This window comes from Paenibacillus sp. FSL R5-0887, assembly GCF_038002305.1.
Classification (GTDB): domain Bacteria; phylum Bacillota; class Bacilli; order Paenibacillales; family Paenibacillaceae; genus Paenibacillus_AQ; species Paenibacillus_AQ odorifer.
In genome coordinates this window covers 2,626,547-2,639,166 of the sequence record NZ_JBBOCE010000002.1, presented here as the reverse complement: position 1 = coordinate 2,639,166, position 12,620 = coordinate 2,626,547, and the positions used below count along the sequence as shown (strand labels likewise).

10 protein-coding genes, 1 pseudogene and 1 riboswitch are annotated in these 12,620 nt (G+C 43.0%); of the genes and pseudogenes, 8 read left to right on the top strand and 3 right to left on the bottom strand.

Features of this window, described 5'->3' with window-relative positions; translation table 11 throughout:
* Positions 1–93 precede the first annotated feature (93 nt).
* Positions 94–486 carry a glycine cleavage system protein GcvH gene (gene gcvH, locus MKY14_RS29435; protein ID WP_036678614.1) on the bottom strand — a complete coding sequence of 131 codons (393 nt, stop codon included), beginning with the start codon at positions 484–486 and terminating at the stop codon, positions 94–96.
* Between the two features lie 226 nt (positions 487–712).
* A riboswitch (glycine riboswitch) is annotated at positions 713–811 on the top strand.
* Between the two features lie 186 nt (positions 812–997).
* On the opposite strand from gcvH, the gene gcvT reads away from it, so the two are divergent.
* The 3 genes from gcvT to gcvPB all read left to right on the top strand — a co-directional run bounded on the left by gcvT (position 998) and on the right by gcvPB (position 5,026).
* Positions 998–2,110, top strand: a complete 1,113-nt coding sequence (gene gcvT, locus MKY14_RS29430; protein WP_340977980.1) for a glycine cleavage system aminomethyltransferase GcvT — start codon at positions 998–1,000, stop codon at positions 2,108–2,110.
* A gap of 106 nt (positions 2,111–2,216) precedes the next feature.
* The gene (gene gcvPA, locus MKY14_RS29425) at positions 2,217–3,569 is read left to right on the top strand and encodes an aminomethyl-transferring glycine dehydrogenase subunit GcvPA (RefSeq protein WP_076279169.1); all 1,353 of its coding nucleotides are present in this window, start codon (positions 2,217–2,219) and stop codon (positions 3,567–3,569) included.
* On the top strand, positions 3,566–5,026 hold the full coding sequence (gene gcvPB / locus MKY14_RS29420; RefSeq protein WP_076182165.1) for an aminomethyl-transferring glycine dehydrogenase subunit GcvPB: 1,461 nt from the start codon (positions 3,566–3,568) through the stop codon (positions 5,024–5,026). The genes gcvPA and gcvPB overlap by 4 nt, the downstream gene beginning before the upstream one ends.
* Before the next feature lie 48 nt (positions 5,027–5,074).
* On the opposite strand, the pseudogene MKY14_RS29415 reads toward gcvPB, so the two are convergent.
* A pseudogene (locus MKY14_RS29415) lies at positions 5,075–6,051 on the bottom strand (reverse transcriptase domain-containing protein); the annotation flags it as partial.
* A 68-nt stretch (positions 6,052–6,119) separates the two neighbouring features.
* A complete protein-coding gene (locus MKY14_RS29410) occupies positions 6,120–6,968 on the bottom strand; it encodes a helix-turn-helix domain-containing protein (protein ID WP_340977977.1) in 849 nt (282 codons plus the stop codon).
* A gap of 275 nt (positions 6,969–7,243) precedes the next feature.
* Here MKY14_RS29410 and MKY14_RS29405 point away from each other — a divergent pair, with 275 nt between their 5' ends.
* The 5 genes from MKY14_RS29405 (at position 7,244) to MKY14_RS29385 (ending at position 12,616) form a co-directional block, all read left to right on the top strand.
* Positions 7,244–7,714 carry a hypothetical protein gene (locus MKY14_RS29405; RefSeq protein ID WP_076123797.1) on the top strand — a complete coding sequence of 157 codons (471 nt, stop codon included), beginning with the start codon at positions 7,244–7,246 and terminating at the stop codon, positions 7,712–7,714.
* A gap of 39 nt (positions 7,715–7,753) precedes the next feature.
* The gene (locus MKY14_RS29400; protein ID WP_076123799.1) at positions 7,754–7,975 is read left to right on the top strand and encodes a hypothetical protein; all 222 of its coding nucleotides are present in this window, start codon (positions 7,754–7,756) and stop codon (positions 7,973–7,975) included.
* Positions 7,976–8,003: 28 nt separating this feature from the next.
* A complete protein-coding gene (locus tag MKY14_RS29395) occupies positions 8,004–8,216 on the top strand; it encodes a hypothetical protein (protein WP_076123801.1) in 213 nt (70 codons plus the stop codon).
* Positions 8,217–8,735: 519 nt separating this feature from the next.
* Positions 8,736–10,961, top strand: coding sequence for a peptidase domain-containing ABC transporter (locus tag MKY14_RS29390; protein ID WP_076123804.1), 2,226 nt, complete (start codon positions 8,736–8,738; stop codon positions 10,959–10,961).
* Positions 10,958–12,616: an HlyD family efflux transporter periplasmic adaptor subunit gene (locus MKY14_RS29385; RefSeq protein WP_340977975.1), complete on the top strand. Its 1,659-nt coding sequence runs from the start codon at positions 10,958–10,960 to the stop codon at positions 12,614–12,616. Before MKY14_RS29390 ends, MKY14_RS29385 begins: the two co-directional genes overlap by 4 nt.
* The last annotated feature ends 4 nt before the right edge of the window (positions 12,617–12,620 follow it).

Here is a 12,620-nt window from a genome sequence, read left to right as displayed (position 1 = left end):
ATAAGAAACACAAACAGCAAGTCCCCGAATCACAGAAACTTGCTGCTAAAAATATCACACTTGATCAGACTATTTTCCGTCCCCGATTTCCAATTATTCAGCAACTAACGCGCTATAACCAGCTGCATCTAACAGACCTTTTACAGCATCAGCATACTCTCCATCAACTTCAATCTCAAAAATCCAACCCCCGCCATACGGCTGATCATTGATAAGCTCCGGACTAGCTTCTAATCCATCATTCACCTTGGTAACCGTCCCAGAGACGGGCGAATACAACTCCGATACCGTCTTAACGGATTCGATACTGCCTACGCTGTCACCGGCCGAAATGGTCGATCCTACCTCAGGAAACTCAACAAATACGATGTCGCCTAATAAATGCTGAGCATGGTCCGTAATCCCAACACGTACTACTCGTCCTTCTACTTGCTGTGCCCATTCATGCTCTTCGCTGTAAAGAAGGTTGTCTAATACTTCACTCATTTCAAGCCGCCTCATTTCCAATTTGGAGTTCTAAATTTAGTTATAGCCTAAGTTATCCCGGCTCACAATGTCAATATTACTAACAGGAAATTTAAATTTGTCATTTTTTCGACGTTTTCTTGTTGACAGCGCCCGACTATACCCGTTTAATGGAGACATACAAGTAGAAATGACATTGTCGTCTTTTTATAGACAATAACCGTTTCTCGAAGAAATATAATTGCGGATGATGGCATAGGGAGAGACTGTCTCACTTGAAGACGGCGCCGAAGGAGTAAGCCCTAACAGGGGTGAATCTCTCAGGCAAAAGGACCTTTGTCGGACGTATCTCTGGAGAGCATCAGACGCAAGGCTAGATGCGTCAGATCACCAACGGGGAAACCTGCAAGCTAGTTACGGCAGGGTAACTCTCAGGTACAAAGGACAGAGCAGAAAGCGATTTGTGCATTTATGCATGATTGCTTCTGCCTGTCCTTTTTTCGTATGTAATCAGATCAAGGGGAGTGACGACATGGATGCTTTGAGAAGAACACCTTTTTATGATCTCTATTCCGCTTATGCGGAGTCCAGGTGCATTGACTTCGGTGGCTGGGAGCTGCCAGTACAGTTTACAGGTATCGTGAAAGAGCACGAAGCCGTTCGCCAGCAGGCTGGGCTGTTCGATGTCTCGCATATGGGTGAATTCATGGTGATTGGGAGCGGCGCAGAAGACTTTTTGCAAAAAATGACAACCAATGATGTCAGCCGCCTCACAGATGGTGCGGCGCAATATACGCTGCTCTGTTATCCAAATGGCGGAGTTGTCGACGACCTACTCGTGTATCGCCTAAGCGAAGGGCATTATATGCTCGTCGTTAATGCCTCCAACATCGACAAGGACTTCCAATGGCTGCAAGAGCATTTGACCTCTGAATTCGGCGAAGTCACGCTCACTAATGTCTCTGACGAGACGCTTTTGCTCGCCTTGCAGGGTCCTCTGGCAGAGACCATTCTCGCGGAAGTTACTGATGCCCCTATTTCAGCACTCAAGTCTTTCCATTTCATCGAACGCGCTACCGTTTGCGGTGTAGAGGTACTTATCTCCCGTACGGGTTATACCGGTGAAGATGGCTTCGAGATCTGCTCTCCGCTGGAAGGTGCAGAAACGTTATGGAATGGACTGCTTGCAGCAGGCGCGCCCCACGGATTAACACCTGCTGGACTGGGTGCCCGGGATACCCTGCGTTTTGAGGCGAAATTACCACTGTACGGTCAGGAGCTATCTGCTGATATCACCCCGCTTGAAGCAGGAGTACAGTTCTTCGTGAAGCTGGACAAAATAGACTTTATCGGACGCGATGCACTAATACAGCAAAAAGAAGCTGGCATTCCCCGTCGCCTTGTCGGCCTAGAAATGATTGATCGAGGCATTCCACGCTCCCATTATCCTGTCTGGGCAGATGGCGTTAAGATTGGTGAGGTCACAACCGGAACACAGTCTCCTACGCTGAAACGTAACCTGGGGTTGGCATTGCTTGATGCTGCTTACAGTGAAATAGGCACAGAGGTTTACGTAGAGATACGCGGCAAGCAGCTTAAGGCTGTAGTGATTAAGGCCCCTTTTTACAAGTATAAACGCCTTTAGCGTCCATATAAGGACGGTGAGCTTTTAAGCGAGAAATAGAAGAATAAAGTATAGCGTGAAAATTGTACTTTCTTATATTTTAAAAAAGCCAAGGAGTGAAACCTTAATGAAGCACCGTTATCTGCCCATGACAGAACAGGACCGCGTAGAGATGATGGAGGCCGTCGGGATTCAGTCTATAGATGAGCTGTTCTCCGATATTCCTGAAGCGGTACGTTACCAAGGCACTATGCCGATGTCTGAACCACTCGATGAATACGCCCTGCTGCGCCACATGAAAGGTTTGGCTGACCAAAATGCCGACTTTGATTCTCACGCCAGCTTCCTCGGTGCCGGATTATACGATCATCACATCCCTGTGGTCATCAACCATGTCATTTCCCGTTCTGAATTCTACACTGCCTACACTCCTTACCAACCGGAGATCAGCCAAGGTGAGCTGCAAGCGATCTTCGAATTCCAATCCTACATTTGCGAACTAACCGGTATGAAAGTTGCCAATGCCAGTATGTATGATGGTGCTACAGCTTTATCCGAAGCAGCGGTTCTCGCGGCTGGTGCTACCAAACGCAAAAAATTAATCGTCTCCCGTACCGTTCATCCTGAGGCTCGCCAAGTGCTACGTACTTCGGCTAATGCTTGGGGTCTGGAGGTGGTGGAGATTGACTATAAAGACGGTGTTACCGATCAAGCTAAGCTTGCTGAAGCTATCGATGGTGATACTGCCGCAGTACTGATGCAATCGCCTAACTTCTTCGGCAGCATTGAGGATCTTCGCTCGGTTGAGCCGCTGATTCACGCGGTTAAAGGTCTTCTTGTAGTCAGCGCCAACCCAATAGCTCTTGGTGTACTTGAAACTCCGGGCAAACTTGGAGCCGACATCGTAGTCGGTGATGCTCAGCCACTCGGTATTCCAGCTTCTCTCGGGGGTCCAACTTGCGGATTCTTTGCCGTAGCTGATCACCTGATGCGCCGCATGCCAGGCCGGATCGTTGGCCAAACGGTAGACCGTAATGGTAAACGTGGCTTCGTTCTTACACTTCAAGCGCGTGAACAGCATATTCGTCGTGAAAAAGCGACATCGAATATCTGCTCCAATCAGGCACTGCTGGCTCTCTGCGCATCCGTCTACTTGTCCGTTATGGGCAAAGAAGGCATGCGTGAAGTAGGCGAACTAAATATTCGCAAAAGCCATTACGCTGCTAATAAACTTAGCGGACTAACAGGTGCTGAACTTGCCTTCTCCTCCCCATTCTTTAACGAATTTGTTGTGAAGCTTCCTGAAGGCAGCAGCGTGACCGCTATTAATTCTAAGCTGCTGAAGGACGGTTATCTCGGCGGTTATGATCTGGGTCGTGATTATCCTGAACTTGCTGGACATATGCTGGTTGCCGTAACGGAAAAAAGAAGCAAAACCGAAATCGACCAATTCGCTAGCGCACTGGAGGGCTGTTTATGAAACCGGAGCAAAGTCTAATTTTTGAATTAAGCCGTCCGGGCCGCTCGGCCTACTCCTTGCCACTATGCGATGTACCACAGGAAGAAACCTTGGAGTCCCTGATTCCATCAGGTTTACTCCGTAGCGAACCCGTCGTACTTCCAGAAGTATCGGAAGTGGATGTCATTCGCCACTACACTTCTCTTTCACGTCGTAACTTTGGTGTAGACAATGGCTTCTATCCACTCGGTTCATGCACGATGAAATACAATCCGAAGATTAACGAAGATGTTGCCCGCTTCTCCGGCTTCGCCAAAATTCATCCCTACCAACCGGAAGAAAGTATTCAAGGCGCACTGGAATTAATGTATACCCTGCAAAATGATCTGTCCGCGCTGACGGGCATGGATGCTGTATCCTTACAGCCTGCCGCAGGTGCTCATGGTGAATGGACCGGCCTCATGATGATCCGCGCCTACCATGAAAGTCGCGGCGAGACGCGTACTAAGGTTATCGTGCCGGATTCCTCGCACGGAACCAATCCTGCTAGTGCCTCAGCAGCAGGACTTGAAACGATCACGATCCCTTCCACAGATAAAGGAATGGTCGATCTTGAAGCACTGAAAGCAGCCGTCGGTAGCGACACAGCCGCACTAATGCTGACTAACCCAAGCACACTCGGCTTGTTCGAAACCCAAATCGTCGAGATTGCTGAGATCGTGCATGAAGCAGGCGGCCTACTCTATTACGATGGAGCCAACTCCAATGCCATTATGGGCATTACCCGACCTGGCGACATGGGCTTTGACGTTGTGCATCTGAACTTGCATAAGACAATGAGCACCCCACATGGCGGTGGCGGCCCTGGGGCCGGACCAGTCGGCGTAAAATCCATCTTGATTCCATTCCTACCACAACCTACTGTGGTGAAGAGTGAAGATAGCAGCTTCTCACTCGACTTCGGCGGACCCGAATCCATTGGACGCGTGAAAGCTTTTTACGGAAACTTTGGTATTCTGGTTCGTGCCTATGCCTACATTCGCACCTATGGTCCAGACGGACTACGTGAGGTATCCGAAAATGCCGTGCTGAATGCGAACTATATGATGCACCGTCTGGCGCCGTATTTTGAAATCCCATATCCGGGTGTATGTAAGCATGAATTCGTTATGTCCGGCAAAAACCTCAAGCAATATGGCGTGCGCACCTTAGACGTCGCTAAACGATTGCTCGACTTCGGCTACCACCCGCCAACCGTGTACTTCCCTCTGACCGTTGAGGAATGCATGATGATCGAGCCGACGGAAACCGAAAGTAAAGAAACGCTAGACGGCTTTATCGATACGATGATTCAGATCGTTAAAGAAGCGCAGGAGACACCGGAAATCGTAATCAACGCACCGCATACCACAGAGATTAGCCGTTTGGATGAGACACAGGCTGCGCGTAAGCCGGTTTTGAATTGTTCTTGCGGTTAATATTTCAATAATAAATCGAGTAGGAGGGGGCGGCGAGCCCCCGGCCTCTCACACCACCGTACGTACCGTTCGGTATACGGCGGTTTTCCGTAAGGAGTTGTATCTGTCCAATACACTCTTTAATCCATTGGATTCCCAATATTGGTTATTCAATGCACGTTGCAGAATTGGACTCCCTGCAATTCGCCAATACCCTTTCCGAGTATTTCCCCACTCAAAAGGCTTATATCCTTAGGCACGCCTAAGGATATAAGCCTTTTGACTTTGGTTCTCGGGCTCTTCCATTGCTTCCAGAGACACATTCGCAATCTCCTTCGAATCCACATATCCATCGCTTTAAAGGCACTTGGCGTATCCGCCAGCGAGAAATATCCGTGCCATCCCATCAAGTATCGATTGAGCTCCTGGATTCGCTCTTCCGTTCGCATCGCTTTCTTCCGGGACGTTATCTCCCGAATTCGAGCCTTCGCTTTCTGCAAGGACTGTTTTGCTATCCTCACCTTGGGCTCTTTATCGCTACTAAAGCAAAACCCAAGAAATTTCCGTCTCCATGGGCGGTCCACCGCACTCTTCGCTTGGTTCACCTTTAGTTTTAGTCTTGTCTCAATGAATCTGGTGACGGATGCCTTCACTCGCTCTCCTGCTCTTAGTGTTTTCACATAGATGTTACAGTCGTCCGCATAACGGACGAAGCGGTGTCCACTTTTCTCGAGTTCCTTGTCGAGCTCGTCCAAAACGATGTTAGATAACAACGGACTGAGTGGACCACCTTGCGGTGTCCCTTCTGTTGTCGTATTTACTAGCCCGTTCTCCATCACACCTGACTGAGGATATTTACGAATCAGCAGGAGAACTTTCTTGTCCTTCACTTTAGCCGAAATCTTCATCATCAGTCGGTCATGGTTGACGCGATCAAAGAATTTCTCCAAGTCTAGATCGACTACGAATCGATATCCCTCTTTCATGAATGCTCTGGCTTTCCTTACCGCATCATGCCCTTGTCTTTTCGGACGAAATCCATAACTATCGGCTGGGCGCACTAAATAAAGGAGACCACTTAACACGTGGTCTCCTTTTCTCATATTAAAAAATGCTATTTTACATACAGAAGTTCTGGATTATGTACGGGATTAAATGAAAGTTTCTTAGTGAACTGCCAACGGTCAGTTACATTCATTTTGTTATATATGCTCTTCACTACATTTCTAACTGTACCTTCACTAATTCCCAACTCGTTAGAAATACACAATGCACTTTTTTCACATAACCACATTTGAGCCACCTCTTTTTCTCGGGCAGTCAAGTTGAATTGTTCAAAACTAAACTCTAGTCTAAGTAACTGCATCTCAGGGTTACTCCACATCCATTTCTCGGTAACGTTTTCAGCTATCTGTTGCATAAATGGAATAGCAAATTCGATTTGCAGTCCTTTGTAGAAAGAAATATCTACATAGCCTCTTATAACACCATCTGAGTAGAGAGGAGAACATACACAGTTCCAATTAGAAAATATAGAATTCGTATGTTCGCTCCCTTTAACTACTCCAATAGAATTCATTTCCATAGAAAGTGAAACACCATTTAGCCCGAAATCCTGTTTGGCAAAACTCTTCCCAACTCTTATTCCTGCCTTATCAAATTCTTCTTTTATATGTACTGAAGAGAAATACAGATCGAGAATTCCCCCCATATCATCTGTTAGAAAAGCCGCAAAATCTACCGATATATACTTACTAATTTTAATCATCTCGTTATGTAGGGAAAGAATCATTGCCTCGTGATAAATAGATTCCTGGCCAATCTCCTCAAAAGAGTGCGCACTCGTTCTTTGTGGGGCCTTTGAACTTTTGACTTTACCCAATGAAGAGATAGAATCCATTTGTTCCTTTTTTAGATCTTCAGCTGAACACCAAAGTTTTGTCTGATCGTATGTTACTGTCAATTCCAACTCCTCCTGATTTCCATCATTTATAATGTAAAATGATACCATTATATATTTAAATATTGAAGATTCAACCAACTATTAACATATTTATTCATATTAGTAAATATCCAATGGGGGATATTTTCAAACTTTGTTATAAAGACCATAATTACATTTGTAGAACTTAAATAACCGCTAGATGCCCCATTTATTATTAATAATTATCCTTACACTCTCTTCTATTCAATGTGCCTTAAGTCATAGAAAAAAGAAACCTCTAAGGAGATAACACAGTGGAATTGTATAAAATTAATGAAAAACAAACATTCCAGTATTTTAATTTAGTCTCATATCGCAACACTATTCCTTCCAGTTGTTTACATCATAAACTAAACGAATTTATCCTTTCACTAAACAACTATAACCTCCAAAAGAATGGTCCTTTAATCACTTCTACTCATTCTGTATCCCGAAATAATGGCATAGAGATGGTGGATTTTGAGATTATGGTACCAGTAAAAGGAGAAATTAAAAAAAATCCCCCTTTTATATATAAGCAAGAATTCAAGTTAATAAATGCAATTTGCTTGATGTATGAAGGTAAAATGAATGGCATCAATTCTGCTTATGAATTTTTAGTCAAATATATCTCTCAAAACAATCTACATCAAATAACATCCGCATATAATATAAACTTATCTGAAGGTACTAGTGAAAATATAAAAATAGATATTTGTATTGGCATCAATCCTAGTCTTCTTTAACTAGTCAAAACTCGTCTATCTCGAAAGGAGGTGAATAGAATGGAACTGAGTCTTAATAGTCAATTTTCAACATTGTCCAACATTGAAACGATGGAGATTTCCGGAGGTATAAATTGGGATAATGTTGCTTATGGAGTCTTGGGAATGGTAACCGTGGTAGCCGCTGTTACCACAGCACCAGTAACGATTCCTACTGCGATTATGGCAGTGGGTGGATCAATAGTATCTGGATATCTTACTGGTAGCGGACTAAAACATTAAATATCTGTTATAAGGAGTGAGGAATTAAATGCTTTCATATGCCCCTAGTTTTTCAGAACTTACACTTGAAGATAGTATCAATATTGATGGTGGCGTTGATTGGGCCAAGGTAGGTGCAGGAGTGTTAGGTATGGTTACAATCATGTCTGCTGTTGCTGCCGCACCAGTAACAGCCACAGCCGCAGTTGTCTACATAAGTGGTACAGTGGCTGCCGGATATTTAGTGGGTACTTCATTCTAAATTTTGATGGAGACATTCATCTTCAGATGGATATGTCTCCATCTTTTCTTCTATAAAAGAAGAGAATAATCATAAATAGATTGCGAGTGATTTTTTTGAAAATAGATAAATTAATATCGTATCTAATTAGAATAGACATTACTTTAGGGCTAGTAATATCATTCTTATTAATTGTAAGACCTAATATAATCCTCCCATCCCAATGGTTTATAATGAATTTCTTAATTTTTCTAACAGGTATATATATATATAAGAAAAATAAAAACAAGACATTTATAGCAGTTTTTATTTATGCTTTCATCTATTTTTCTTTAGTCATATTAGATATGTTAACTTCAAAAGGTATTATTCGAAGTGACAATAGATCTGGAGATATTTTATTAAGCGTAGGATTAGTGGCGTTAGGCCTGATCGGATTTTTCATTGCATTTTACATGAGCAACAAAGATAAATGATTCATTGTATAGCACAGGTCACAATATAAAATCATCATTTAATAATTGCTTTTCGGAGGATTATATGGCATTCACTAAATACCAATGTGTCAAACAACAAGATATTAAAGACTGCGGGGCTGCCTGTCTCGCCACTATAAGTAAAAACTATGGTCTCAACTATCCTATAACTAAAATTCGCGAGATGTCGGGAACCGATAAAATGGGTACCAGCGCCTATGGCCTTGTTAAAGCTGCTGAAAAATTAGGATTCACTGCCAAGGCTGTAAAAGGGACTCACGAGGCATTCTTCGAAGATTTCCCCCTTCCGGCTATTGCTCATGTGGTCATAGACCAAACTTTATTGCATTACGTTGTTATTCATAAAATCACAAAAAAAACAGTTGTCGTTTCGGATCCTGCGAAGGGCATTGTTAAATATACACCAGAAGACTTCTTTAAAATCTGGACCGGTGTTCTCATATTAATGGTTCCTACCCCTCAGTTCAAAAAGGGTGGTGAGTCCAAGGGTTTATTCACTCGTTTTTTTGGTTTACTTATTCCTCAGAGAAGAATGCTACTAGGAATTTTTTTGACATCCATGCTCTATACAATATTAGGTATATTATCAGCCTTTTATTTTCAATTTCTGCTAGATGAGATTCTTCCTTTTGGCTTAAAGAAGACTCTGAATATAGTATCCATTGGAGTAATCATTCTATATCTATTCAAAGTTTTATTGAACGCTTTTCGTAGTCACATTCTACTAACATTGAGCCAAAAGCTTGATATTTCGCTAATTCTCGGCTATTACCATCATGTGTTGAAGCTACCCATGAACTTTTTTGGTACTCGCAAGACGGGGGAAATCATCTCAAGACTTATGGATGCCTCTAAGGTACGGGATGCCATCTCCAGCGCAACCCTAACCATCATGATCGATATTATCATGGTTATTGCTGGGGGGATCATTCTTTATTCGCAAAGTGCCCTTTTATTTGGTGTAACTGTGCTGCTGGTTCCTTTGTATCTAGCGTTAGTGTGGGGATTCCACAAGCCATTCGACCGGTTAAACCGTGAACAAATGGAGAAAAACGCCCAACTTACCTCCTACATCGTTGAATCCATAGACGGTATCGAGACGGTCAAAGCCTACCATGCGGAGTCTAAAGTTGGCTTTGAGACGGAACAGAAATTCATCACGTTTCTGAAATCCGTGTTCAGCTTTGGTATTTTCAATAATATACAAGGCTCGCTAAAAGGTGTGGTTCAGTTGCTTGGAGGTGTAGCCATCCTCTGGGTAGGTGGTAATCAAGTAATAAAAGGAAATATGACCATGGGTCAACTTATCACTTATAACTCATTACTTGCTTACTTCCTTGAACCTATTCAAAATCTCATCAATCTCCAGCCTACCCTGCAAACAGCTGTTGTAGCGGCGGACCGATTGGGGGAAATACTCGACTTAGAAGCGGAGAAGCTTGAGGATGAGGACAAGAAGATTCAACCTGCTTCATTAAAAGGTGATATTAGATTTGATCGTGTCAGCTTCAGATATGGTACACGTTCCCTTGTACTTCATGATATTGATTTGAGACTTAGACAGGGCGAGAAAGTCGCCTTTGTCGGTGAGAGCGGCTCGGGTAAAACCACCCTGATCAAATTGATCATGCAATTTTACCAACATGAAAAAGGCGATATCTTAATTAACAACTACAATATTAAAGATATTCATTTAGATAGCTTGAGACAGCGAATCGCATATATATCACAGGATACTTTCTTTTTTAGCGGAACAATCCGGGAAAATTTATGTCTGGGTGTCAATCAGGATACGGATCTGGAACAAATTGTTTCGGCCTGCCAGACCGCACAGGCACACGAATTCATTAATCAGCTTCCACTCCGCTACAACACTTTGTTAGAAGAAAATGCTACTAACCTTTCCGGGGGACAGAAGCAGCGACTAGCTATCGCCAGGGCAGTTCTTAAACAGCCCGATATTCTTATAATGGATGAAGCCACTAGTAATCTGGATTCTACAACGGAGAAGGCTGTATCGGAGACGATTAATGCTTTTGAAGACATGACTACGATTATTATCGCTCACCGGTTGAGTACAATCATGCGTTGTGACCGGATTTATGTCATGGATCAAGGACGGATTATTGAGCATGGAACTCATCAAGAGCTTCTGGATTACCGTGAAAAGTACTATGAATTGTGGAAAGATCAACTCCCTGGAGTTGAACAAAAACAAGAACATAACCATCAATATGCCGCAGGAGTAGGCGAGGTGTCTCTTGTATGAGCGCACAAATACATAACTTATCAGAAATGACAGATAGCAGAGAAATCATGGAATCCAAGACCAGTCCTGTGATTTCCATTTTCATACTTATCTTATTCATTCTATTGGGGGCTGCGTTAGTCTGGTCCTATTTTGGCCAGATCGATGAAGTTGCCAAAGCCTCTGCTGTAGTTAGACCCAATGAAAAAGTCAGTACCATTCAGACTTCATCTATGGGAAAAGTGGAACAGGTATATGTCCATGAAGGGATGCAAATTAAGCAGGGCGAGCAGTTAATTTCCTTTGAGCATAAAGAACTTGATATAGAATTATCAAATCGTAATTCAGAAATCAATAAGCTCACTAAGAAACTGCACTATCTCGGGCTGTATAAACAAAGCATTAGCAATTTAGATAATCAGTTTTCTTCTGAACGTGCAGATGAGGGTTACTATTATGACATGGTAGAACAATTTCTCCTTGAATACAGCCAGCAGCAGCAGACCTTTCAAGGAACCCAGGATCAGCTTACAGCTGCCATTCACGAGAATATAGGCTTGCAAGATTCTGCTACCTTTAGTGCCGAATCTAGTTCGGATAAATCTCTTCAGAATAAAATTGAATTGGAACGAAAAAAGAAACTGCTAAATGTTGAAATTGCAAACGAGAAATTGCTTGTGCAATCCATCAAAGAGAATCAAAATCTTCTTCCAATTGAAGATACCAAACGGACGGAACAATATAATACATACCAAATTAAATATGTCCAACTGTCTAAACAATCTGCTGAGAAAAAAGAAATCTACAATCGTTCGCTCAGCTTGGGGGACCGCCTTGTGCCTCAATCCCAGATTACAGATGAACAGCATCAATATGAAAGTTCATATTTGCAAATCAACCAATTCCAAACCGAAGCCGTGCTCAGCTCAGAAAGCAATATCACCAATTACAATCAGCAATTGGTTGAAATAGAGGTCAGCCTCGATTTGCTAAAAAATGGGCACGATCCATCAGTTTCAGAACGAAAAACTTTAGAAATGCAAAAGAAACAGCTGGCTGAGCAGCAAAATGATCTACTGAATCAAGAGAAGCTTAACCGTTCATCTGAAGCAACCTCATTGAAAAAACTGAAACTTGACCGTATTGTACAGATTCATTCAGCAGTAGAAGAAAATAAAAGAACCTTAATTACGCTGCAAGAGGCTGTTAAGGGACTTGAGCTTGAACGAGACAAAAGACTGCTGATAGCACCAATTTCCGGGACCATTAATATTTTAAAAGAAACCAGCATCGGGGACATGGTACAATCCGGCGAAGCCTTGATCTCCATTATACCTAGCAACGAGTCAAAATATAAAATGAGCATCGCTGTACCTAATGCTGAAGCAGGAAAAATAGCGATTGGCAATAAAGTTGATTTCAGCTTTTCAGCCTTTCCTAAACAAAATTTCGGTTCCCAAAAAGGTACGATTACATCTATCAGCACAGATTCAATTGTTCAGCAAGACGGTCTAAGCTACTATCTGGTGGAGGCAACGATATCCAATGACCCACTTGTTAATCGCAGAGGTGAACGTGGAGAGCTTCGTGTAGGGATGATAGCGCAAGCCTCTGTTATTACCGACTCCAAGAAGATCATTGATTTTGTTCTTGAAAAAATCAACTTAAAGGAATAGTGAG